The organism is Mesorhizobium delmotii, from assembly GCF_900149755.1.
Classification (GTDB): domain Bacteria; phylum Pseudomonadota; class Alphaproteobacteria; order Rhizobiales; family Rhizobiaceae; genus Mesorhizobium; species Mesorhizobium delmotii.
Genome location: NZ_FUIG01000048.1, coordinates 21,316 through 44,303 on the forward strand (window position 1 = coordinate 21,316; position 22,988 = coordinate 44,303).

The window sequence follows — 22,988 nt, forward strand, 5'->3', positions numbered from 1 at the left end:
GAAGACGACAGGGGACGACCATGCGGATTTCGACGATCCTGACGGCGGCGACACTGGCCCTCGCGACAACCAGCTTGGCGCAGGCAGAGAATTTCAAGCTGGCGATCACCGACGTCGAGGGACTGGAGCGGCTTCAAACGGAATGGGGTCCGTTCAAGTCCGCGCTGGAACAGGCGTCCGGCCACACATTCGAGTTCTTCCCGGTCAGCAACCGCACGGCCGCGGCCGAAGCGCTCCGAGCCAAGCGGGTTGATTTCGTCATCACCGGGCCGGCCGAGTACGTCGTCATCAACAAGATGACGGACGCCAAGTCGCTGATCGGCCTCAGCCGTCCGGACTATTTCTGCGCGATCGTGGTCAAGGCGGATTCGCTTTTCGTGAAGCCGGCGGATCTCGCGGGCAAGAAAGTTGCGCTGGACGATATCGGATCGACGTCGGGGCATCTGTGCCCGTCGCAGCTGCTCGCGGATTATGGCATCGACCCCCAGAGCGGCGTCGACGTCACCCACACGTCGCGCGCGGTGGCCCATGAGGCGCTGAAGCGCGGCGATGTCGAGGCCATCGGCGTCAACTATACGAGCTGGACGCGCGGGGTCCGCGACAAGGACGAGTCGACGCCGCCCGGCGCATTCCGCGTCATCGCCCGCTCCGGCGACCTGCCAAACGATCTCCTGATGGTCGGCGCGCATGTCGATCCGGCCGTCGGCGAATCCATCCGCACCAAGATGATCGAAAGCAAGGCGGCCATCATCGAGGGCATCGTCTCCGTCGGCGGCGAAAACGAAAAGTTCACAGGCATGGACATCGTCGAGGTCGACGACGAGGCCTATGCGCCGGTGCGCGCCATGTACACCACCATCGGCTATCCGCAGTTCTCGGAGTTCGTCGGCGAATGAACGTCGCCCCGGCCCGCCTTGGCGAATATGAGCCGGTCAAACTCCAAACGGCCGATCTGTCCGTCGACCGGCTTCTCGCACGCTATGGCGGGCATCCCCCGGTGTTTTCCGACGTGAGTTTCACCGTAGGGCGCGGAGAGGCCGTGGCGCTCATCGGGGCGAACGGGGCCGGCAAGTCCACGCTGCTGAAGTGCCTGCTGGGGTTTGTCGCGCCCGCAGGCGGTTCGGTTTCGATCTTCGGGAGCGATCTGGGCGAATTGAGAGCCGGCGACTTGCGGCGTCTGCGGTCTGGTATCGGATTTGTCGCGCAAAAGCACAATCTCGTCCCCAGGCTGACGGCGCTGTCCAATGTCGTGCATGGTCTGCTTGCAGCGAGACCAGGCCCGCGAAGCTGGGTCCAGGCGCTTGCACCGATCGATTCGCGCAGGCGGGCGCTTGCGGCGCTCGACCGGGTGGGGCTCGCGGACCTTGCCATGCGCCGCGTGGACAGCCTTTCCGGCGGCCAGTCGCAGCGGGTGGCGATAGCGCGTGCGCTGGTGGCCGAACCGCGCCTCGTCCTGGCGGACGAGCCCGCCGCCAGCCTCGACCCCGCGGCCGGCGAAGAAATGATGGAGGTCTTTGCCCGGGTCGTGCGCGAGACCGGCGCGACGCTCGTCTTCACCACCCACAATCTGGATCATGCGCTCGCACATGGGCGACGCGTCGTGGGACTGCGTGAAGGAAGACTGGCGCTGGACGCACCCTCGCATGGGTTGGCGATCGGAGACCTTCGTGGCCTCTACGACTGACATTCCCCGCCAGCCCGGCATGCCCGTTCGTTTCGAGCGGCCGTCCGCGCTGGCATTTCTTCTCTACGCGGTCGGCCTGGGCGTACTTATCTGGTCCCTCGATGGGACCGGCTGGTCGCTTGCCGAACTGGCGACGGGCCTGCCGGCGCTCGGCGATTTCTTTTCGCGTGCGTGGCCCCCAAGCCTGGAGCGGCTGCCGTCCCTCTCGTCCGCTCTTATCGAGACGTTCCAGATGGCGGTCGCCGGCACGGTCGTCGGCGCTGTGATCTCGATACCGCTCGCGGTGCTTTCGGCGAGGGGTCTGCTCGGCAGCCGCTGGCTCAATTTCGCGGCGCGCAGCGTCGTTGCAATATTTCGCACGGTGCCCGATCTGGTCTGGGCGCTGATTTTCGTCATCGCGGTCGGGCTCGGGCCGTTTGCGGGTACTCTTGCGATAGCCGTCGACACGGCCGGCTTCTGCGGCCGCTTTTTTGCCGAGGCGATGGAGGATGTCGACAAGGGACCGGCCGAAGCTCTGCAGGCCCAGGGCGTCCGACGCATCGACACCATTTTCTGCGCCGTAATGCCGGCGGCGACGCCTGCCTTCATCACGACCACGCTGTTCGCCCTCGAAAAGGCGGTGCGCTCCTCGGTGGTGCTCGGCTTGGTCGGGGCCGGCGGCATCGGACTGGAACTGAAGGTCTCCATGGACATGTTCGACTACCCGACCGCCGCGACCATCATCCTGATGATCTTCGGCCTCGTCGTTATCGTCGAACAGGTTGGCGCCCATACCCGCACCCGGGTGATGGACGGGCATTGAAACCAGCAGGCCTAAAAAAGGAATATATCCATTATGAAAACCGACACTGCCCACCTCGCCTGGAACGATCGCTGGGCCACGCCGCACGGCCGCGCAGACTGGCTTACGCCGGAACCGGACGTGGCGTCCTTCGCGGCAAGGCTGGCTGCCAGAGGCGCTCTCAAGGTGCTCGATCTCGGTTGCGGCGTCGGCCGGCACGCACTCGCCTATGCCCGCCTCGGTCTGGGCGTGACGGCGGTGGACATGGCCGAGCAAGGCCTGTCGGAACTGCGCCGCGCAAGCCGGGAAGAAGATCTCGCCATCGCCACGCGGGTCACGGCGATGACGGAACTGCCGTTCGAGACGGGCTCGTTCGACCATGTCCTGTCGTTCAATGTGATCTATCACGGCGATCCGCTGATAGTGCGCGCGGCCGTCGCCGAAATCGCACGTGTGCTCAAGCCGGGCGGCAGCTATCAGGGCACCATGCTTTCGAAGCGCAATGTCAAATACGGAAGAGGCGAGGAAGTTGCGCCCAACACCTTCGTCGAGGCGACTGTCGATCCGGACGACTCCGACAAGATTCACCCGCACTTTTACTGCAATGCGGCAGAACTGGTCGAACTGTTCGCGGAGTTCGAGCTTCTGAGCCTGATAGACCAGGAACACGCCAAGCCCGGCAGCTGGCACTGGCACATGCTGGCCGAGCGCCGATAGCTTGGATGCCGGCCGCGTCGGCCGCCGCCAGGATCTCGTCGCCGGCCTGAATGGACCTGGCGGCGTGCGCGACCGACAGCGACAGAGGGATGGTGGCGGCCGACGAGTTGCCATAGTCGGCAATGGTATTGACGATGCGCTGATCCTCGATGCCGAGCGCCTTGCCGACGGCATTGAATATGCGGGCATTTGCCTGGTGCGGCACGAAGCGGTCTACAACTGACGCCGAAACGCTGGCCGCCGCCAGCGCTTCCTTAGAGCAGCGGTTCATCATCTCCACGGCCTTGATTCCTCGGCCGAGGCGGAAGGTGCGGAGTGTCTTCTGAAATCGCGCTTTGTAACGGGACGGTTGGGACCCGATGCCGAGCGAGACGTCGCAATGTTGGGGCTGATCTGGCAGCTGCGCGACAGGCTCGCCATTACGGGTGGTGTCTTGGGGGTCCTCTCAGCGAAGGACATGGCCCCAGGCGATGACGCTACACCTCTGCGCCCCTCAGCTTACGTTGGCGAAATTGAGATTGCGGATTTGTGGCCGCCTGATACTGGTCCGCCTCTCTTATTGGTACCAGCCGCAAACGAAATCATGATCCGACACATCGTCTTCTTCACTGCCGCCAGCAGCAGCAATCTCGAGCCGATCCTCGACGGGCTTGCACTACTGACGAACATCCCGCATGCACGCCGGCTCGAAGTCGCGCAAAATCGCAAGAGCGATCCCTCCAGTAAGGAAGTCGACATCGTCGTTTATGGCGAATTCGGCACCGATGCCGAGCTCGCTGCCTATAAGGCGCATCCGCTATATCAGGAGGCGATCAAGCGGGTGCGGCCGCTGCGCGAAGTGCGGTTTGCGGCCGACTATGAGATCGCGACGGCAAGGACGTCGGCGGTCGGGAGCGTGGGCCAGTAAGCACGATGCGGGCTGTCCGCTTTGGCCAGCCCCGCCGCGATAGACCGCGTCGCCGTTCGCGCGACATCGAGCCCGCGTAACGCCTCGAGCAGCGGTTGGCGGTGGCCGCCATGCTCATCGCGGAGAGCCTCGAAGATCGTGTTCGTCGTCGTCGCAAGCGGTTCGAGCACATGGTGCACCCGGAGGCTCTCATCTGCTGCGCGCTTCGCCCTGCGGACAGCAGACAAGGAAGCCTCCGCGGCCACGAAAATCTCTCGACGGCGGCTCGATACCGGGGCCGGTGCGCCATTTTTGGGACGTGATCCGTGCAGGTGCCTGGCCTGGATCATGCCATCTGTCGCCTGACCGCATCGTTGCGATCGTCCTCTTTCAGTCGGCCGCGCCTCCCGACCCGCCGCATCGATGATGACGATCCCCTCTGAAGAATATTCTTTTAAAAGCGTAACAGTCTGCGCCGTCCTTACCGTGCTTCAGCCTTTGCCATGTGGGGGAAGGATGTCGTCAACGTCGATCGTGTACTGCAAACGTCACAGCGATACGACAGAACGCAGAGTCTGGATAACGGCGTTCCGTCGAGCAACGGGCATCGAAGATGCCGGGTGTCAATCATCCCTGCGCTCGATCCATTCCTCTGTGATTATTCGCAAAGGCGCACGACTTGCAGTGTGCGGCTGCGCGTACCGGTCAGGTTGTCGGTAACGCTTGGAGATCGCTACGACGCTACCGGCCTTGGCTTGGCTGCGAGAAGGGATCGCAGCCTGGGGTTGGCGCCGGCCTGGACACTCAGGCCACCTACCGGCGCGGAGGGGTGATTTGCAAAGGCCGGCTCAAAAATGGGCGGCCTTTGAGCAACTTAGATCGCCTTGAGATTGCCAGCAGACGTTTTTCCAGTGCGCCGGTCCTGCTCGACCTCATAGCTGACCTTTTGGCCATCGGCGAGGCTCCTCAACCCGGCACGTTCAACGGCAGATATATGAACGAAAACGTCCGTACCGCCGGAGTCGGGTTGGATGAACCCAAAGCCTTTTGTTGCATTAAACCACTTCACCGTACCTGTAGCCACGCGCCTATTCCTTATCTTGGCAAGGCGGGCAATCCTCACCCGCGCGGAGGCAATCTAGCCATCGCCCTGAACACGTCAATAACGGTTGTCTTCCGTAACCTTTCGCCTGTGCCTTCCCCATCTCGGCCGAGGCGTGGCCGAGCTGCTTCTGGAGTAAACGCTCTTCGGCCGACCAGGCGAGGCATGACCGTAGCGAATGGCCGGCGACCTGCTCTCCCGTTCGCCCTCGGCCCGGATACAAGGTAGCCTCTAGCGAAAATTGTTACCTTGATGTGCGCGCGACTTCGAGGAGTGCACCCGCGATCTCGTCATTGCTCCACCCGGCCGCCGCGGCGCTCTCAACCAATTCCTGGACAGCCGGTTCCAGCGCGCGTTGGCAATGAAGCCCGCGATCCGGATGATCAGCCGCGCAGCCTGGTTGCGCGATCGTGATCTACGATCGCTTCATCGCTGGCCAGGGGCTCTTGCCCGTCTCCTTCAGGCACACGAGGCGTGCGAGCTCACGAATGGTTGGAGCCCGCTTGGGATTACGCTGAATGCGGTCAACAAGCCGTTCCAGTGAACCCGCGCGCTGCAGTTCCTTGAAAAAGTGGTGTGGCGCGACGCTCCCGAGCCGGTGCGTCTCGGCCAGACTCCACACGTACCGATAGGCCGCCATGAAATCGGATCGTGGCGGGGCCTCGGACGGTTCGGCCTTGGTCAAGATACCCCCGCCCACGAGCCGGTCGGCCTTTTCGATGATCTGGCGCGTCCTGGTTTTCGAAAGACGATGTTCCTGTGCCAGCTCGGCAATGGTCTTGCCATTCAGAAAGCCGTCCACCAGGGCGACATTTCGGTCGACATTCGGACTGAATCCCCAGCAGGCCCGCAGCCGGTCCACTATCGTCATCGCACCATTTCCCTCGACGATCCCGTTTGCACGGGTTTCGATTCAACATAACCGCGATCGTGTTTTTTGCTGACAGCAAGATCGCCGGGCGAAAGGCCCTGATTTGCCCGGGCAAGTCTTGCCCAAAACAGCCTTTACCGCAACACCCCGGCCTCGAACCTGGCGGTCCACCCCGTCAGAAATGCCGGGTTGCGCCGGCTGCGATCCAGCCGCCTGCTGATTGGCGCGCCGATGTGCCGCGAAGGTGCCGCTTGCGAGCGAACGGCGGCAAGGGAGGCTGCGCCGCGGCTGGGCAATCCCATTGACCCCTGCGGAATTCCTCAGTTGCCAGCCGCGCCCTTGCCCCCTTCGCTCTTCGCGGCGGTGGGGTTTGATCCCGCGGGATTCGCGGAAAGGAAACCGAACAGGAAAGGCCGGAACCTGATGGGCGCCGGGAGTGGAATGGAAAAGAGCGACGTCGAGGAACTCAGGAGCGGCGTGTCGTGTGCCGCGGTGCTGGAGCGGGCGGGCTTCGCGGTCGATCCGAAGGAGAGCACGAAACGCGCCGTCAAGTTCCGGCGCGGTGACGAAATCATCATCGTCATCCACGATGGCAAGGGCTGGTTCGATCCGCTGTCTGACGCCAAGGGAGACGTATTCCGCCTGGTCGAGCACCTCGAGGGCGTCCCTTTTGTGGCAGCGCTCGACCATGTGGCGGATCTGATCGGGTTCGTCCCTAGCGAGCCCATCTGGACGAAAGTGCCCAGCAGGAATCGACCGGACCTTTCCATTCCTGAGCGCTGGCAAAGCCGGCGCAAACCGTGGCGCGGTTCCATGACCTGGCGTTATCTGCGCGACGAGCGTCGTCTCCCCGAGACCGTCATCGGCGCGGCAATCCGCCAGGACCGACTCCGCGAGGGCCCGCGCGGCAGCATGTGGGCCGCGCACACGGACGAGACCGGCGCGGTCACCGGCTGGGAGGAACGTGGGCCAAACTGGCGGGGATTTGCCACCGGAGGCGGAAAGGTGCTGTTTCGCTTCGGCCGTGACGATGCCGTGCGCTTCTGCGTCACGGAAGCCGCGATCGACGCCGTGAGCCTCGCCGCGATCGAGCAGCTGCAGCCCGACAGCCTCTATCTGAGCACGGGCGGCGGCTGGGCGCCGGCGACCGTGGCGGCCATCCGGAGGCTTGCGGCGCAAAGCGGCGCGCTTCTCGTCGCCGCCACCGACAACAATGACCAGGGCGACATCTATGCCGGCCGGCTCGAGCAGATAGCCGTGGAGGCGGGGTGCGGTTTCGAGCGGCTGCGCCCTGCGGCCGATGACTGGAACGAGGATCTGCGCGCGGCGAGAGAACCAGAAGAAGTGAGAAGGGGGGAGAGAAAAGCCCGGCTGCCGCATGCCCGCCAGCCGCGTCAAGGGTGAAGCTGCGCCCGGCTTCGCCGGCCCTTGACCCGTCCGGACGGAGAGGCGGCCGCGGGGGAGGGGTCAGAAGGGCTGAAGACGATGGCGAGTCCCGAGAGGATGAGCCGCGCTCCAGCCCGACGAGGCTGAAGGAGCCCGCCATGAACCTCTCCACCCCGATCCGCAAGGTGTATCAAAGCGTCGCCGACCGGCGTCAGATGTTCCGCCTGTTCGACCGTCATGCCCAGCGCCCCGATCGCTGGCGGAACGACGACAGCGCGCTGTTCGCCGGCGAATGGTTCGAGATCGCCCGGCCCGAACACGATTACATGCTCGACATCCTGCCGCCGCTCTGGATGCGCGCGGGCATGTTCGCCATGCGCGAGTTCCTCACCGACAGCGTGACCAGTATCTTCTTCGCGCTGACCATTGATGGGCGTATCCGGTATTTCCACGGCTATTGCGACCTGTTTGAGCGGGGCTCGCCCGAGCGCATGCGCGACACCATCGTCGAACGCGAGTCCTGGCCGGTCCGCGCCATGACGCATCAGGAACGCCTCGAGCATATCTGGTCGAGCACCCATGACGACTATCGCGGCTATGCCGGCGAGCGCTGGCAGCCCGAGCATCGCGGCAAGCGGACCGTGCTCGTCTACGGCCTGGGCCGGACCGAGCTCAAGCTGCTCGACGACCTGACCGACGAGGAGATCGCGGCCAAGCTGCCGGTGCACCTGAGGCACCTGCCCGTCAGGGCAGCGGCGTGAGGTGCGGGCGATGTTCACATTTCCCATCCTTGCCGTCCGCAAGGTCATCGACCGCGGCATCGCCGATGCAGCCGCCAATGGCGGCTTCCGCAATCCCTATTACGGCACGCGCCCCGGCGAGGGCGAGAAGCCCGGCGTTTGGCTGGTCGGTGACGAGGGGGTCTACATATTCTCCAACGGCAAGCTCGCCGAGGGTGACCGCGCGCTCGTCGTCTATTCTGAGCAATGCCACCCGGTCGGCAATCCCGACTGGTGGCACTACAAGCGCCGCCACTTCGGCGGCGATGACGGCATCGAGTTCATCGAAGCCGGGCGGCTGATCCCGCTCTTCGACCGCAATTTCCGCGCCACCCACCTCAATGTTGAGCTCACCGAGACCGAGATCGCGCTCTCGCTGATCACCCGCTGACCTTTCCCAAAAAAACCGCGCCGCTCTTCGCTCGGCTGCTCGGCCGGGCGTTCGTGCGCGCCCTCACTTCAGGAGAAATCCCAATGTCCAATGACGACCCCTTCACCATCGATCTGTTCGGGAACACCGCGCTGTCGTCCGGTCTCGGCCTCGGCGTGACGGCCTTTGCGACCGGATTCGACGCCGATCCGGACCACGGCGACGATCCGCCGCCGTCCACGCCCGCGCCGGCCATGCCGGTCGCGGCCACCGCACGTCCGCCGGCACGAGACCGGCGAGAATGGGGGCTGAACTTTTATCTCATTGGTGACCGTGGACTTTCGCGTTGCTGGAAGGAGCGCGCCCGCGACAGCATCGCGGCGATCCGGCTGGCGGCCGAGATCGAGGCCGCGGAACGGCCCGCCACGCCTGAGGAACAGCAAAGGCTGATCCGCTTCACCGGATTCGGCGCCTCGGAGCTCGCGAATGGCGTGTTCCGCCGTCCCGGCGAGGACAGTTTTAGGAGCGGCTGGCAGGAGATCGGCGCGGAACTGGAGGATGCGGTCGGCGAGGCCGACTACGCCTCGCTGGCGCGTTGCACGCAGTATGCGCATTTCACGCCGGAGTTCATCATCAGGGCGATCTGGGCGGGCTTGCGGCGCCTTGGCTGGCGCGGCGGCCGCGTTCTCGAGCCCGGCATTGGAACGGGACTGTTTCCAGCGCTGATGCCGGAAGAGCTGCGCAGCGTCTCTCACGTCACAGGCGTCGAACTCGATCCCGTCACCGCGCGCATCGCCCGGTTGTTGCAGCCGCGTGCGTGCATCGTCACTGGCGATTTCGCCCGCACGGAACTGCCGGCTGAGTTCGACCTTGCCATCGGCAATCCGCCCTTCTCCGATCGCACCGTGCGGTCAGACCGTGCGTATCGGGGTCTCGGGCTGCGTCTGCACGACTACTTCATTGTGAAGGCGCTTCAGTTGCTGAAGTCCGGTGGTCTCGCCGCCTTCGTGACCAGTCATGGGACGATGGACAAGGCCGACAGCACCGCGCGCGAGCAGATCGCGATCATGGCCGATCTCGTCGCGGCGTTCCGCCTGCCGGAAGGAAGCTTCCGCGCCGATGCCGGTACGGACGTCGTTGTCGACGTTCTCTTTTTCCGGAAGAGAATGCCCGATGAAGCCGAGGGCGACGTCTCCTGGCTCGATCTCGAGGAAATCAGGCCGGCGGCGGAAGACGAGGGAGCCATCCGCGTCAATCGCTGGTTCGCGCGCCACCCCGCCTTCGTGCTCGGCACGCATGCGCTGAGGCGCGGCATCTACGGTCCCGACGAGACCTACACCTGCCTGCCGAATGACGGAGAGGACCTCGATGCCGCGCTGACCGCAGCAATCAATCTCCTCCCCGAGGGCCTATATGACGGCGAGCCGGAGGCTATCGACCTCGACGGCGACGCCGCACCGATCGCCAGCGATCGCCCCGATGCCCGGCATGTCCGCGAGGGCAGCTACTTCGTCGACAACCGCCATGGCCTCATGCAGGTCGTCGACGGCGAACCAGTCGCGGTGCAGCTCCGCAAGAGCCGCAGCGGCGAGGGCATCCCGGAAAAACATGTCCGCATCATCAGCAAGCTGATCCCGATCCGCGATGCCGTGCGCGAGGTGCTGAAGGCCCAGGAGCTCGACCGCCCGTGGAAGGATGCACAGGTCAGACTGCGCATTGCCTGGTCGAATTTTGTCCGCGCCTTCGGCCCGATCAACACCACCGTCGTCTCGACCACGGAGGATCAGGAAACCGGCGAGGTGCGTGAGACGCATCGCCGGCCGCACCTCCAGCCCTTCCTCGACGATCCCGATTGCTGGCTGGTCGCCTCGATCGAGGACTACGACCTCGAATCCGATACGGCGAAGCCGGGTTCGATCTTCACCGAGCGCGTGATTGCGCCGCCGGCGCCGCCGGTCATCACGAGTGCGGCCGATGCGCTCGCCGTCGTGCTCAACGACCGTGGCCATGTCGATCCCGATCATATCGCCGAGCTTCTGCATCGCGATGTCGACGATGTCATCGCCGAACTCGGCAGCGCCACCTTCCGCGATCCGGCCGATGGCGCCTGGCAGACGGCGGACGCGTATCTGTCGGGCGCGGTCCGCGAAAGACTGAAGGTTGCCGAGGCGGCCACGACGCTCGACCCCGCCTATGAGCGCAACGTCACCGCGCTGCGGGAGGTACAGCCGACCGATCTTCGGCCATCCGACATCACCGCGCGGCTCGGGGCGCCGTGGATTCCGGCCGCCGACATTGTGGCCTTCGTGAAGGAGACGATGGCGGCGGAGATTCGCATTCACCACATGCCGGAACTGGCCTCCTGGACGGTCGACGCGCGCCAGCTCGGCTGGATGGCGGCCGGCACTTCCGAATGGGGCACCGAGCGCCGGCATGCCGGAGAACTGTTGGCCGATGCGCTCAACAGCCGGGTGCCGCAGATATTCGACACGGTCAAGGAGGAGAAAAGCGAGCGCCGCGTTCTCAACGTCGTAGACACCGAGGCGGCGAAGGAAAAGCTGCAAAAAATCAAGACCGCTTTTCAAAACTGGATTTGGACCGATCCCGACCGCACCGACCGGCTGGCGCGGGTCTATAACGACCGCTTCAACAACATCGTGCCTCGAGCCTTCGACGGCTCGCACCTGAAGCTGCCGGGCGCCTCTGGCGCCTTTTCTCTTTATGGGCACCAGAAGCGTGGCATCTGGCGCATCATCTCGGCGGGCGCGACCTATCTCGCCCACGCCGTCGGCGCCGGCAAGACCATGACCATAGCAGCTGCCATCATGGAGCAGCGCCGGCTCGGACTGATCGCCAAGGCGATGCTGGTCGTTCCCGGTCATTGCCTGGCGCAGGCGGCGCGTGAATTCCTGGCGCTCTACCCCAATGCCCGAATCCTCGTCGCCGACGAGACCAATTTTGCTTTGGCCAAGCGGCACCGGTTTCTCAGCCGGGCTGCAACGGCCGCCTGGGACGCGATCATCATCACGCATTCGGCCTTCCGCTTCATCGGCGTGCCGTCCGCCTTCGAGAGCCAAATGATCCAGGACGAGCTGGAGCTCTATGAGAGCCTGCTGACCAAGGTCGAAAGCGACGACCGCGTCTCGCGCAAGCGCCTCGAACGGCTGAAGGAGGGCCTGAAGGAGCGCCTTGAGGCGCTTTCCACCCGCAAGGACGATCTCCTGACCATCTCGGAGATCGGCGTCGACCAGATCGTCGTCGACGAGGCGCAGGAGTTCCGGAAACTCAGCTTCGCCACCAACATGTCGACACTGAAGGGCGTCGATCCGAACGGATCGCAGCGCGCCTGGGATCTCTATGTAAAATCCCGCTTCATCGAGACCAAGAATCCCGGCCGGTCGCTCGTGCTCGCCTCCGGCACGCCGATCACCAACACACTCGGCGAGATGTTCTCGGTGCAGCGCTATCTCGGATACGGCGCGCTCCTCGAACGCGGCCTGCACGAGTTCGACGCCTGGGCCTCGACCTTCGGCGATGTCTCGACCGAGCTCGAGCTTCAACCAAACGGCAAATACAAGCCGGTCACACGCTTCGCCACCTTCGTCAACGTGCCGGAACTGATCGTCATGTTCCGGACCTTCGCCGACGTGGTGATGCCTCAGGACCTGCGCCGCTACGTGAAAGTGCCGGCGATCTCGACCGGCAAGCGCCAGATCCTGACGGCGAGGCCGACGCCGGCCTTCAAGCGCTACCAGGTCCTGCTCGACGGGCGCATCAAGGCGATCGAGATGCGCGACCGGCCGCCGGAGCCGGGCGACGACATCCTGCTCTCCGTCATCACCGACGGGCGTCACGCGGCGATCGACCTGCGCCTGGTCGATCCGGACAACGACAACGAGCCCGACAACAAGCTCAATCTCCTTGTCTCGAACGCCTTCCGCATCTGGAAGGAAACGGAGGCGAACACCTATGTCAGGCCGGACGGCAAGCCGTTCGAGCTGCCGGGAGCCGCGCAGATGATCTTCTCCGATCTCGGCACGATCAGCGTCGAGAAAACCAGAGGTTTTTCGGCCTATCGCTGGATTCGTGACGAGCTGGTCCGCATGGGGGTTCCGCCCTCGGAGATCGCCTTCGTGCAGGATTTTAGAAAATCGGAAGCCAAGCAGCGCCTGTTCGGCGACGTGCGCGCGGGAAAAATCCGTTTCCTGATCGGCTCCTCCGACACGATGGGGACCGGCGTCAACGCGCAGCTGCGGCTGAAGGCCCTGCATCACCTCGACGTGCCGTGGCTCCCCTCGCAGATCGAGCAGCGCGAGGGCCGGATCGTCCGTCAGGGCAACCAGCACGACGAGGTCGACATCTTCGCCTACGCGACCGAAGGCTCGCTCGACGCCACCATGTGGCAGAACAATGAGCGCAAGGCCCGCTTCATCGCCGCCGCACTTTCCGGCGATACCTCGATCCGCCGGCTCGACGATCTTGGCGAGGGGCAGGCGAACCAGTTCGCCATGGCGAAAGCCATCGCCTCCGGCGATCGGCGGCTGATGCAGAAGGCGGGCCTCGAAGCCGACATTGCGCGGCTCGAGCGACTGCGCGCCGCCCATATTGACGACCAGCATGCCGTCCGCCGGCAGATCCGCGACGCCGAGCGGGACATCGAATATTCGACCCGGCGCATCGGCGAGATCGGGAGGGACATCGAACGGCTCGTTCCGACCAATGGCGATGCCTTCGTCATGACGGTCATGGACAAGGCGCATGACGAGCGCAAACTTGCGGGCCGGGCGCTGATGAAAAAGATCCTGACCCTCGTCCAGCTTCAGCAGGAAGGCGAGACCGTGATCGCCTCGATCGGCAGCTTCGATCTCGAGTATTCCGGTGAGCGCTACGGGCGGGACGGCTATCGCTACGCCACCAGGCTGATGCGCACCGGCGCCGATCATGAGATCGAACTGCCTGTGACGGTCACGCCCCTCGGAGCAGTTTCTCGCCTCGAACACGCGCTGTCCGGATTCGAGGAAGAGCAGGAGCGCTATCGCCAGCGCCTTGCCGACGCCCGGCGACGCCTTGCCTCCTACCAGTCGCGCGACGGCGGCGAATTCGCCTTCGCCGGAGAGCTCGAGGCAAAGCGCCGGCAGCTCGCGGAGATCGAGGCGGATCTCGCGAGTGACAGCGGGAACCCGGGCGACCGGATCGCCGCCTAGGCGTTCTATCGCGACAGGCGGTGCTCGTCGTCGATCAGGATAAGACGGGCCGGGGGAATGTCGGCCCATCTCCACAGCACGAGATTCATATCCTCGGCCGTCGAACCGGCGGCAAAGCTTCGAACGAGCAGGCCGCTGTAGCCGGCGCCGATCAGACGCCGGGCAAAAGCCTGCGTCTTCGCTTCGCCGCTCGCCTTCATCTGATCGCGCCATGTCGTGTCGGCGAGGCTTGCTGCGTCCAATCCTTCGGCCGCGAGCGCGGCCGCGTCGCGGCAATCGAAAATGTTGTCGACCTCCGCCTCGTAGAAGACGAGCGTGGTTGGCTGGAGGTTGCCCACCTGGTTGGCTTCGCGCAGCGCCGTCATGACGGACAGCGATGTGTAGAGTGCTGGCACGCCCTTGGGATTGAACCGGCCGCCATAGAGCTCGGCGCCACGCCCCGACAGTGGCTCGCGGGCATAAAGGGGGTTCAATGCCCGATAGAGCTTGCCGTCATAACGCATGCGTTCGGTCAGGCGTGCACGCCGGCATCGACCGCATCGATATAGTCGAGGACGTCGTCGGCCCGGCCGCTGCGCACGAGCTGCATCGCCGTCTGGCCGGAAAACCCTGGCAGCGGCTCCGAGCGATACCAGGCATAGGCCATCAGCGCCGAACCGAAGCGCGGCTCGACCTTGTTGATGACCTCGATCATCTCGCGCAGGCCCCGCTGGGTCTTGTCCGAGCGGACCCGATCCTTGCGCTGGATCGCGTCCTTGCCCAGTCCGGCCGTGCGAGCGATTTCCTCGCTCGTCGTCCGGAAGGCTTCCGCAATCCGGCGCGGGGCGAAAATCCCGTTATCCGTATATTGGGCGAGGCCCATGGCGCAGACTCCCTTGTCTCACTGCCGGTGATCTTGACGCAATATAGCGTCAGAATAAGCGTAGTTCAATAAGAAGGGACGAAAAGAGGAAGAAGGCCCGCTCGCAGATCGGGCGGGCCGCCGACGCTGGCGCTCAACCGCGCCGCTCGCGATCCCGGCCCGTCGTCCTGCGCAGGGCTGAAAGCCCCGCTGGTCCGGCCGGGCAGGGATGCTCGGCCGCAGTTGCACCGGCCCGTCCGCTCCGCGGGCCGGGGAATGTCTTCGGGAAGAAGACGAGAAAGGGCCGCCCGGCCGGGCCGGTCCCCAACCCCGAAAGGAGCATACCATGCATCTCATCAAGGTCGATCCGCGCGCGCTGAAGGAAAACCCGGACCGCATGCGCCAGACAAAATCCACGCCGCAGGCCGACGCGCTGCTCTTGGCCACCATCAAGGCCGTCGGCATCGTGCAGCCGCCCGTTATCATGCCTGAGGCCAGCGGCGGCAACAGCTACATCATCAATGCCGGCCACCGTCGCGTGAAGCAGGCGATTGCCGCGGGCCTCGAAGAGATCGAGGTCCTCGTCGACGAGGCGACGAACGACAATGGCGCCATGCGATCGATGATCGAGAACGTCGCTTTCGAGCCGCTCAACCCGGTCGATCAGTGGCGCGCCATCGAGCGCCTCGTCGCGCTCGGCTGGACCGAGGAGGCGATCGGCGTCGCGCTTGCTCTCCCCGTCCGCCAGATCAGAAAGCTGCGCCTGCTCGCCAATGTGCTGCCAGCGATGCTCGACCAGATGGCCAAGGGCGACATGCCGGACGAGCGTCAGCTGCGCACCATCGCAGCCGCTTCGCTCGACGAGCAGAAGGAGGTCTGGAAGAAGCACAAACCGTCGAAAGCCGATCCGCAGGTGTCGTGGTGGAGCGTGGCGCAGGGCCTCACAAAGACCCGGATGTATGCGCGCGATGCGAGCTTCGGCGACGACCTGGCGCAGGCCTATGGCATCGCCTGGGTCGAGGACCTGTTCGCGCCGGCCGACGAGGACAGCCGCTACACCACCAACGTCGAGGCGTTCCTCGGCGCCCAGCAGGAGTGGATGGCAAACAACCTGCCGAAGAAGGGCGTCATCGTCGAGGCCGGCCAGTGGGGCGAGCCGAAACTGCCGCCCAAGGCCGAACGCGTCTACGGCAAGCCTGCGAAGTCGGATTGCACGGCCATGTATCTCGACCGCGAAGGCAAGGTGCAGTCCGTGCATTATCGCATGCCGGAGGCGAAAAAGCCCAAGAAGGGCGAACAGCCTGCTGCCGAGGGTGACGATACTCCGATCGTCGTGAACACCCGTCCCGATGTCACCCGCAAGGGCATCGAGATGATCGGCGACCTGCGCACCGACGCGCTCCACGAGGCGCTTGCCCGCGCCCCGATCGAGGACGACACTCTGATGGCGCTGCTCGTGCTCGCCTTCGCCGGCCAGAACGTGACGGTCGCCTCCGGCACGCGCGACATCTCGTATTATGGGGCCGCAAGCCTCGGCGAGCACGCCGCGCGATTGTTCAATGTGGAGGGCGCGTTCGAGTTCGACATGGACACGCTGCGCGTCGCGGTGCGGTCGCTGCTGATTGACGTGCTCTCCTGCCGCGAGAACAAGTCGAACAGCGGCATTGTCGCCCGCGTGACCGGCGATGCCATCGGCGCGGACAACTTCCTGTCGAACATGGGAACCGACGAGTTCCTGTCCTGCCTGTCGCGGTCCGCGCTCGAAGGCTCGTGCAAGGACACGCCGGTCCTGCCGCGCCAGAAGGTGAAGGACACCCGCGCCGCACTCGTCGAGCACTTCAGGGAAGGGCGCTTCGTCCATCCCGCGGCGCTGTTCGCGCCGGATGAGGTCAAGCTCTCGTCCTGGCTGACCGGCAACGCCGCCACTGCGGAAGACAATCCCGACGATCAGGTCGAGGAGCCGGAGGCCGGTGACGATGTCGGCGGCGCTGAGCTCAGCGGCGAGGAGCCTTTCCGCGAGGCCGCCGAATAGCGAGCCCGCATTTTCATTCCGATCGCCATCCCGCCGCCGGCTCACGCCGGCGGCGGTCCTGTTTTAACAACCAGCACATGGAGGACATTGAATGTCCGCGCATCGCATCTTTCAGGCACCCATCGGTTCGCTCATCGCCTGGTCCGACGACATGCCTCGGCCGCCGGAACGGCACCACAGGAAGCTGTCTCAATGGCAGACCAGCAACAGCAGGGGTCGCCTGATCCGCAAGCAAGGGGAACGGGCCGTCGGCAGCATCAGCTTGCCGGCGAGCTTCACGCTGCATGAGGCCGACTACGGTTCCGGCGGTGTCATCGCCATCCGCGTTCATCGCACATTCTCAGCTGATTCCCGGCTGCGCTTCACAATGCTCGAGCGCCCGGCTATCGGCGCGGTCCGCGTATTCGACAGGCCCGGCGAGGACGCCGAGCTTGTCTATCTCGCCAACGATTGCGCCGATGCCGAGGAGTGGCTGACGCGGCACGGCTATCCGAATCCCGTGCTGGATGAGGTCACGGCGGACGAGATCGCGGCCGATCATGTCGAGGGGAGGGCTGCGTGATGGCTCATGCTCCTGCATATTCGCACGCCAACTTCATCTCCGGGTTTCCGGAGGTGGAGTTCGGCCGCGGCGCCGACGGTCTCTTGGTCGCCCGCGCCGGCGACACGGCGTTCGCCATGGCGCCCGATCGGGATGGCCGGCACTATCTCGCGACCGGCTGGCGCATCCGCCGTCCGATCGCCGAGTGGACGCGCTCGGATTTCTACGGGCATTGCGGCGAGCTCGCCGACGAGGCGGCGTTCCGGGCGAAGGTCGAGGAGAACGCCGGGCACAGCCAAGAAAAGCGCGCGCTCGCACGACGGGAGATCAGGTCCACGGCGAACACGCCCTAGGGGCCCTCGCAGGGCGCCACCGTCTTCGCCGAAGGCGTGATCTGTCATTCGACGGCGGGACATGGCGGATTCCACCTCTCGCCCGAGCGCAACGGCAAGGTCCACGCCGGGATTCGCGCGGCCGATGGATTCTATGAGGAAGACGAGTGTTGGGCGATCGTCGCCTTCACCTTCCCGCGTCTCTTTACCAGCTTCGAGCGCCGTTGTGCGGAACGGACGATGAAGGACGGCTTTCCGGATGCGTTGGAAGCGATCACAGGCAATGTGCTCCAGCCCGGCGAATCCTGGAAGAAGGACGAGCGCACGTTTCTTGCCGAGCATGCCGACCGCTGGATCGTCGTGTCGGCGATCACCTGCGATCACGAGAAGGAGTTCGTCGAGGTCATCGCCACCCGGGGCGCCAAGCGCGGCCCGGGGACCGAGGAGCGGCGCTTTCTCGTTCCCTCGGCCGAATACGAGGTCGGCCGCTTCGGATTCGTCATCGATCCGGACCGCCACGATGCCTACGACGGCCCGTCGAGCTTCGCCGGCTGGCAGGGGAGGCGGGCATCATGACGTTGTCGCCCGAGCGCCGCACCGAGCTCTTGCGCATGGAGGAAGCGCGCAGGCAGACACAGCGCCAGCTCGACATGATCGACCGGCAGATCATCCGGCGCATGACGGCGCTGATCCCGCAATTGCAGCCACGGCAGTCGGGCTATCGTCGGGGGAGGGCGCCGGACGCGAGCGCCTTCCTCGAGCGGTATCGGTCACATCTTGCCGCCCTGACCGCGGAGCGCCAGCCGGAGATCGATGCCCTCTCCCGAAAGCTCGCGCGACAGGATCTTGCGATCGCCAGATTCCTCGAGCGGCATGGCGGTTGTCTCAATGGACGCGCAGCGTGACGATCCGCCTGTCTGCCGCGAGGGCAGGCAGGCGCGTCGTCCGGGGCGGTCAGCCGAATTGGCGGGCACAGGCCGGTTCGTCCGGTGGTGACACAAGCGGCACAAACACAAGCAGGCTGCTTGCAAGGCGGTTGGTCACGGCAACCTGCCCTTCCGTCCCCGTGTCGATGGTCAGGCCCTTGCCCGGTCTCCCTTCGTTCGGTGTGCGGTCCTAAACCGGCGGCCGTGCGCTTCAAGGCCGCGTTCCGCGCCGCGGGGCGGCCGGTAGAGCCGCTCTCGGCACGGCGGGCCCGCGTCCCGCGCGAGGGCTGGTCAGCCCTGCTTGGATGCAAACCCACCCTGCTCGACCTGGCCCTCCCGGACCCTGAAGCGCCCGTCTTTCCGCCGGTTTTGTCTGGACCGCGCCCGAAGGGAGGTCCGAGCAAGGAGCCGGTCCCGGCCTTCGGCGGAACGACAGGAAAGGAAATCCCATGACCAAGACCGCTCGCACTTCCCGCCAGTCCGCTCGCGTTGTCCCGCTGCGCAAGGGCACCACGCTGGAAATGGTCAGGCTCTGCTGCCCCGACGCCGCCCAGGTCAGCCTCATCTCCGAAAGCTTTGGCCTGCCCGTCCTCGACAGCGACGGTATCCGCGATCTTCACGAGAAGCTCATCGTCGAGACGGCCGACGCCCTGGGCGAAGGCCTGGGCGAGAGGGCGATGCAGATCCACCTGCAGCGCATCGTCGGCGCCTATGTCGGCTCCGCCCACGGCGCCGGCCAGTTCTACAGCCGCGCGGTGACGGAGGCCCGCGATGCGACCGCCAAGGCCGCCAACGACGCCCGCGACGAGGACCTCGACGGTCCGGTCGGCTTCGACAGCGCCGCCCAGCGCAAGCGCGAGTTCGCCGCCGACATGGCGCTCCAGTCCCATGCGCTGCGCATGGCGGCCGAGGGCGCGGTCGCCGCCTACGCGCAGGTCGTCGGCGAGCGCTGGAAGCCATTCGAGCGCCCGGTCGAGAACCCGGGCCAGAGTGTCGACCGCAAGGCGGCCGAAATGCAGCTGGCGGCCCTCGGGTAGGCCGCTCACGGGCGAGGCTTCGGCCTCGCCCTTCTTCGGAAGGCCGTTCAGCCTTGACGCGCCAACATGGCGTCACGATACGAAAGTGGTGAATCTGTCCGACATGTGAGAACATAGGGTGATCAAGCGGCCAGCATGGACGTCTCGCGCCGGAGCGGCCTGAGGTCGAGGCTGTCAGTCGGGGTCCAGATGTATCGCCGGTGAGGCTGATATGCTGCCATCCGAGCGGCGTGATGTGCTTGATCACGTCGGCTGGCGTCGCAATGCCTTCGCGATTTGAGCTCGGCGAAAGTCGGCTCGAGATAGAGCGTATCCCAGTAGACGATGGCGTTGATAAGCAGGTTCAGCCCGGACGCCCTGTAGAACTGGCTCTCGAAGGTTCTGTCCCGCAGCTCTCCGTGACGATTGAAGAACAGCGCCCGGGCCAGAGTTTTCTGGGCCTCGCTCTTGCCCGCGGTTGCGTTCCTGCGCATTTCGGGGTTCTGCCACCATTGCGGCAGGAAGATGGACCGATTGATGCGCCCGATGTCGCGCAAGGCGAGCGCCAGTCCGTTTTGGCGCGGAAATGCGGAGAGTTTCGCCAGCAAGGTCGAGGGCCGCACCTGGCCGGAACGGATCGTGGTAACGAGACGCAGGATGCACCTTATGACCGCTATTGGCTATGCGAGGGTCTCGACGGGGGACCAGGATACAGCGTTGCAGCTCGACGCCTTGCGCAAAGCGGGTTGCGAAATGCTGTTCGAGGATAACGCATCGGGTGTGAAGACCGATCGTCCGGGATTAGCCGAAGCCATACGTTATGTTCGGGATGGCGATACGCTCACCATCTGGAAGCTCGGCCGCCTCGGTCGATCGATGAAGCATCTCATCGACATCATCACCGAATTGGAGGCCAAAGGTGTCGGCTTCCGGTCCATCACCGAAAACATCGACACCGCGACATCCGGCGGTCGCCTAGTGTTCCACCTGTTCGGGGCACTGGCTCAGTTCGAGCGTGATCTCATCCGGGAAATAACCCGGGCCGGTCTGCAAGCGGCGGAAGAGCGGCCGGCGTGGTGGTCGCCAAGCGGTCGTGACATCGGAGAAGCTCGCAAAGGCCGCCGGCATCTGGCGGCCGGGTCTGAATGTCCGCGAGGCTGCCGCTCGCGTGAAGATCGGCAAGACCGCACGCTACGAAGCGCTCAAAGCCGAGAAATCAGCCGCCTCTACTGTCAAACCAGCATAATTCCGCGTCCGCTCTCAAAAGTCGGCCAGAATGCGCGTATGCGGGAGCGGAATTCTATAAAGCCAACCTAAGTTGGTAGGAAGCAGTTATGTACATAAGGAAAGTATGAATGATCGAGAATAATTACGATGCATTTGCAACCGCTTATCAAGCAGACAATGAGGACAACGCTTGGAATGCCTACTACGAGCGGCCAGCAATTCTGTCGATGGTTGGCGATGTTAACGGATATCGGGTGCTCGATGCGGGATGCGGTGGTGGAGCGCATGCCGCAGCTCTCCTTGATCGAGGGGCAATACTGACGGGTATCGATTCCAGTGCGGGCTTATTGGAGATCGCGCAACGTCGCCTTGGAGGGCACGCGCGATTGTTGTTAGCTGACCTCAACGAGGTGTTGCCCTTTGAAGATGGCGCTTTCGATCTGATCCTAGCTTCGCTTGTCATGCATTATTTGCCCGACTGGTCTCTGCCTTTCTCAGAGTTCAACCGTCTGCTGTCCGACGGCGGTCGTCTGGTGTTCTCCACACATCACCCCTTCATGGATCACCAGTCAGCCGGTCGCGACAACTACTTCGAAACTTATAGTTTCAATGAGACGTGGAAGCGCGACGGAAGGGATATCGAAATGCGCTTCTGGCATCGGCCACTCCACGCCATGTTTGACGCTCTCAAGTCGACCGGTTTTCAGATCGACATGCTGAGCGAACCGCAACCCGATCCGCGCGCCCAGTCTCTCTTCCCAGACGCATACAATAGCCTGAGAACCAAGCCACGATTCATCTTTTTCTCAGCCGTCAAATTATGAACCCGGTACGATTGGTCGAGATACAGTGATTCCCCGCAGCAGATGTCATCTTGTCCCGCAAACGGCGCACTCAAGGTGGAAAAATCAGCTTTTTACGCCGTCAACCGCAGTGTTCCATATCCGTTCTCAAATGTCAGACAGATTCACCACTTTCGTGTGGGGACCCCAACATGCTTAAAACGGTAGAGTGAAGCTCGGGCGAGGCGCTTGCGGCAATTGCTCCGCTCGATGTGAGCGACAGAGGTTGTCCCTCCCAGTCCGTGATTACGCCGCCCGCTTCGGTAACGACCGGACACAAGGCGCATATGTCAAACGGATCGAGATCGTCCCCGTTGAGGCAAATGTCGATCAGTCCTCGCGAAAGCGCGCCGTAAGCCGGCGCGCCGCCATCGAACACCCTGAGCCGCCCCGACGCTCGCAGCCGCTCATAACCAGGGGCCGTATCGCCGGCAAAACTGTCGGGATTTGCCAGGCTGATTTTCGAGGGTTCGATCTCTCGCTGTCCACTGCTTCGGACGACACGGCCATCGAAAATCGTACCTTGGCCGTGGGCGGCCACATACCGCACGCGAGGCAACGGCAAGTCTATGATCCCCAGAACCGGAAAGCCTTCCCTGCAGACGCTGATGAGGGACGCGAAGTTGAGCAACCCTGTCGCGAACTGACGTGTGCCGTCTATCGGATCCAGAACCCAGGTGTAGGCACTCGCCCCGGCGTCGGAGCCAAATTCCTCACCGAGTATCCCGTGGGAGGGAAAATCCCGTCGTATCCGCTCCCGCCACATTTCTTCAATGGACAGATCGGCCTCGGTCAGCGAGGAGCCGTCCGCTTTGTAAGCCACGTCCAGATCGCCACGCCAGGAATTACTGGCACGGCAAGACGAGGCGTCGGCCAGCGCCAGCGCCACGTTCATGATCCTGTCGAGTTCGGGCATTTTTTTCCGGACTTTCAAAAGCTCCCCATGCCCCGTTTCCTTGACAGCGGGATGACAAATCCGGGTCGGCGCCTGCAACCTTCAAGGATCCGCTACGCGAGCGCGAGGCCGGGTCCCCACGCCCATATCGACTGACAGACAATACGCAGGCAGCGCCGGGAGCCGCGTCTCCACGCTGGCAATTCTCGCTGCTCCAACTGCGCAATGCGGGCTCCCCGCGGCGAGGCGGTCCAATCCCGCTCTTCTCGTGATGGCTTTCCTGGTCCGGCTCCGGATCTTCCACGATCAACCCGCGGGGGGTCCGCTACGCGAGCGTGCGGCCGCTTGGCTGAAGCCTGCGCGGTGATCGCGCCCGGAGCCGGACGCTGACGGAGCCATCGAGCGGGAATTGGCCCGCGCAGAAGATGGAGCCCTCATATGTCGCACAATCTGGAACTCGCGCAAAAGCACGCCTGGAACCTCGCCCGCACTCTGATGACCACCGTCATCCTCTTCCGCTCCGACAACCAGTACGGCGTTTATCTAAACAGTCAAT

General features: G+C 64.3%; 19 protein-coding genes and 5 pseudogenes. 16 read left to right on the forward strand and 8 right to left on the reverse strand.

What is annotated here, in order from left to right:
- Positions 1 to 20 precede the first annotated feature (20 nt).
- The 4 genes from BQ8482_RS29480 to BQ8482_RS29495 are packed head-to-tail and all read left to right on the forward strand — an operon-like array spanning position 21 to position 3,182.
- The gene (locus BQ8482_RS29480; RefSeq protein WP_123150817.1) at positions 21 to 896 is read left to right on the forward strand and encodes a PhnD/SsuA/transferrin family substrate-binding protein; all 876 of its coding nucleotides are present in this window, start codon (positions 21 to 23) and stop codon (positions 894 to 896) included.
- Positions 893 to 1,684, forward strand: a complete 792-nt coding sequence (locus BQ8482_RS29485) for a phosphonate ABC transporter ATP-binding protein (RefSeq protein ID WP_123150818.1) — start codon at positions 893 to 895, stop codon at positions 1,682 to 1,684. Before BQ8482_RS29480 ends, BQ8482_RS29485 begins: the two co-directional genes overlap by 4 nt.
- On the forward strand, positions 1,668 to 2,486 hold the full coding sequence (phnE, locus tag BQ8482_RS29490) for a phosphonate ABC transporter, permease protein PhnE (RefSeq protein ID WP_244603029.1): 819 nt from the start codon (positions 1,668 to 1,670) through the stop codon (positions 2,484 to 2,486). Before BQ8482_RS29485 ends, phnE begins: the two co-directional genes overlap by 17 nt.
- A 33-nt stretch (positions 2,487 to 2,519) precedes the next feature.
- Complete coding sequence (locus BQ8482_RS29495; protein WP_123150820.1) at positions 2,520 to 3,182, forward strand: class I SAM-dependent methyltransferase; 663 nt, start codon at positions 2,520 to 2,522, stop codon at positions 3,180 to 3,182.
- Positions 3,183 to 3,240: 58 nt separating this feature from the next.
- On the opposite strand, the pseudogene BQ8482_RS29500 reads toward BQ8482_RS29495, so the two are convergent.
- A pseudogene (locus tag BQ8482_RS29500) lies at positions 3,241 to 3,456 on the reverse strand (3-oxoacyl-[acyl-carrier-protein] synthase III C-terminal domain-containing protein); the annotation flags it as partial.
- Positions 3,457 to 3,765: 309 nt separating this feature from the next.
- Here BQ8482_RS29500 and BQ8482_RS29505 point away from each other — a divergent pair.
- The gene (locus tag BQ8482_RS29505; RefSeq protein WP_123150839.1) at positions 3,766 to 4,089 is read left to right on the forward strand and encodes a Dabb family protein; all 324 of its coding nucleotides are present in this window, start codon (positions 3,766 to 3,768) and stop codon (positions 4,087 to 4,089) included.
- 853 nt (positions 4,090 to 4,942) lie between these two features.
- Here the strand turns inward: BQ8482_RS29505 and BQ8482_RS29515 are convergent.
- The 3 genes and pseudogenes from BQ8482_RS29515 to BQ8482_RS29525 all read right to left on the reverse strand — a co-directional run bounded on the left by BQ8482_RS29515 (position 4,943) and on the right by BQ8482_RS29525 (position 6,041).
- On the reverse strand, positions 4,943 to 5,152 hold the full coding sequence (locus BQ8482_RS29515; RefSeq protein WP_123150822.1) for a cold-shock protein: 210 nt from the start codon (positions 5,150 to 5,152) through the stop codon (positions 4,943 to 4,945).
- Positions 5,153 to 5,156: 4 nt separating this feature from the next.
- A pseudogene (locus BQ8482_RS39675) lies at positions 5,157 to 5,363 on the reverse strand (hypothetical protein); the annotation flags it as partial.
- A 222-nt stretch (positions 5,364 to 5,585) separates the two neighbouring features.
- Positions 5,586 to 6,041 carry a hypothetical protein gene (locus BQ8482_RS29525; RefSeq protein ID WP_244603030.1) on the reverse strand — a complete coding sequence of 152 codons (456 nt, stop codon included), beginning with the start codon at positions 6,039 to 6,041 and terminating at the stop codon, positions 5,586 to 5,588.
- A gap of 295 nt (positions 6,042 to 6,336) precedes the next feature.
- On the opposite strand from BQ8482_RS29525, the pseudogene BQ8482_RS29530 reads away from it, so the two are divergent.
- From BQ8482_RS29530 to BQ8482_RS29545, 4 genes and pseudogenes are all read left to right on the forward strand, one after another.
- Positions 6,337 to 7,445 (forward strand): annotated as a pseudogene (locus BQ8482_RS29530) (DUF3991 and toprim domain-containing protein); the annotation flags it as partial.
- Positions 7,446 to 7,585: 140 nt separating this feature from the next.
- A complete protein-coding gene (locus BQ8482_RS29535; protein ID WP_123150825.1) occupies positions 7,586 to 8,188 on the forward strand; it encodes a DUF1419 domain-containing protein in 603 nt (200 codons plus the stop codon).
- Positions 8,189 to 8,198: 10 nt separating this feature from the next.
- The gene (locus tag BQ8482_RS29540; RefSeq protein WP_123150826.1) at positions 8,199 to 8,597 is read left to right on the forward strand and encodes a DUF3085 domain-containing protein; all 399 of its coding nucleotides are present in this window, start codon (positions 8,199 to 8,201) and stop codon (positions 8,595 to 8,597) included.
- Positions 8,598 to 8,680: 83 nt separating this feature from the next.
- A complete protein-coding gene (locus BQ8482_RS29545; RefSeq protein ID WP_123150827.1) occupies positions 8,681 to 13,780 on the forward strand; it encodes an N-6 DNA methylase in 5,100 nt (1,699 codons plus the stop codon).
- 5 nt (positions 13,781 to 13,785) lie between these two features.
- Here the strand turns inward: BQ8482_RS29545 and BQ8482_RS29550 are convergent, their stop codons facing one another.
- Positions 13,786 to 14,283, reverse strand: coding sequence for an RES family NAD+ phosphorylase (locus BQ8482_RS29550; protein ID WP_123150828.1), 498 nt, complete (start codon positions 14,281 to 14,283; stop codon positions 13,786 to 13,788).
- Between the two features lie 8 nt (positions 14,284 to 14,291).
- Positions 14,292 to 14,642 carry an MbcA/ParS/Xre antitoxin family protein gene (locus BQ8482_RS29555; RefSeq protein ID WP_123150829.1) on the reverse strand — a complete coding sequence of 117 codons (351 nt, stop codon included), beginning with the start codon at positions 14,640 to 14,642 and terminating at the stop codon, positions 14,292 to 14,294.
- A gap of 325 nt (positions 14,643 to 14,967) precedes the next feature.
- On the opposite strand from BQ8482_RS29555, the gene BQ8482_RS29560 reads away from it, so the two are divergent.
- The 5 genes and pseudogenes from BQ8482_RS29560 (at position 14,968) to BQ8482_RS29580 (ending at position 19,489) form a co-directional block, all read left to right on the forward strand.
- Positions 14,968 to 16,653, forward strand: a complete 1,686-nt coding sequence (locus tag BQ8482_RS29560) for a ParB/RepB/Spo0J family partition protein (RefSeq protein ID WP_123150830.1) — start codon at positions 14,968 to 14,970, stop codon at positions 16,651 to 16,653.
- Between the two features lie 91 nt (positions 16,654 to 16,744).
- On the forward strand, positions 16,745 to 17,215 hold the full coding sequence (locus BQ8482_RS29565) for a ribonuclease H family protein (protein ID WP_123150831.1): 471 nt from the start codon (positions 16,745 to 16,747) through the stop codon (positions 17,213 to 17,215).
- Positions 17,215 to 18,102 (forward strand): annotated as a pseudogene (locus tag BQ8482_RS29570) (DUF7007 domain-containing protein). Before BQ8482_RS29565 ends, BQ8482_RS29570 begins: the two are co-directional and overlap by 1 nt.
- Positions 18,099 to 18,431, forward strand: a complete 333-nt coding sequence (locus BQ8482_RS29575) for a hypothetical protein (protein WP_123150832.1) — start codon at positions 18,099 to 18,101, stop codon at positions 18,429 to 18,431. Before BQ8482_RS29570 ends, BQ8482_RS29575 begins: the two are co-directional and overlap by 4 nt.
- A gap of 470 nt (positions 18,432 to 18,901) precedes the next feature.
- Positions 18,902 to 19,489 carry a hypothetical protein gene (locus BQ8482_RS29580; RefSeq protein ID WP_123150833.1) on the forward strand — a complete coding sequence of 196 codons (588 nt, stop codon included), beginning with the start codon at positions 18,902 to 18,904 and terminating at the stop codon, positions 19,487 to 19,489.
- A gap of 122 nt (positions 19,490 to 19,611) precedes the next feature.
- On the opposite strand, the pseudogene BQ8482_RS29585 reads toward BQ8482_RS29580, so the two are convergent.
- Positions 19,612 to 20,127 (reverse strand): annotated as a pseudogene (locus tag BQ8482_RS29585) (Tn3 family transposase); the annotation flags it as partial.
- Positions 20,128 to 20,185: 58 nt separating this feature from the next.
- Between BQ8482_RS29585 and BQ8482_RS29590 the strand changes: the two are divergent.
- Together BQ8482_RS29590 and BQ8482_RS29595 are read left to right on the forward strand one after the other, a co-directional pair.
- Positions 20,186 to 20,785 carry a recombinase family protein gene (locus BQ8482_RS29590; protein WP_425294148.1) on the forward strand — a complete coding sequence of 200 codons (600 nt, stop codon included), beginning with the start codon at positions 20,186 to 20,188 and terminating at the stop codon, positions 20,783 to 20,785.
- A gap of 38 nt (positions 20,786 to 20,823) precedes the next feature.
- Positions 20,824 to 21,519, forward strand: coding sequence for a class I SAM-dependent methyltransferase (locus BQ8482_RS29595; RefSeq protein ID WP_123150835.1), 696 nt, complete (start codon positions 20,824 to 20,826; stop codon positions 21,517 to 21,519).
- A 133-nt stretch (positions 21,520 to 21,652) separates the two neighbouring features.
- On the opposite strand, the gene BQ8482_RS29600 is transcribed toward BQ8482_RS29595, so the two are convergent.
- Positions 21,653 to 22,531, reverse strand: coding sequence for an inositol monophosphatase family protein (locus BQ8482_RS29600; protein WP_165848762.1), 879 nt, complete (start codon positions 22,529 to 22,531; stop codon positions 21,653 to 21,655).
- Between the last annotated feature and the right edge of the window lie 457 nt (positions 22,532 to 22,988).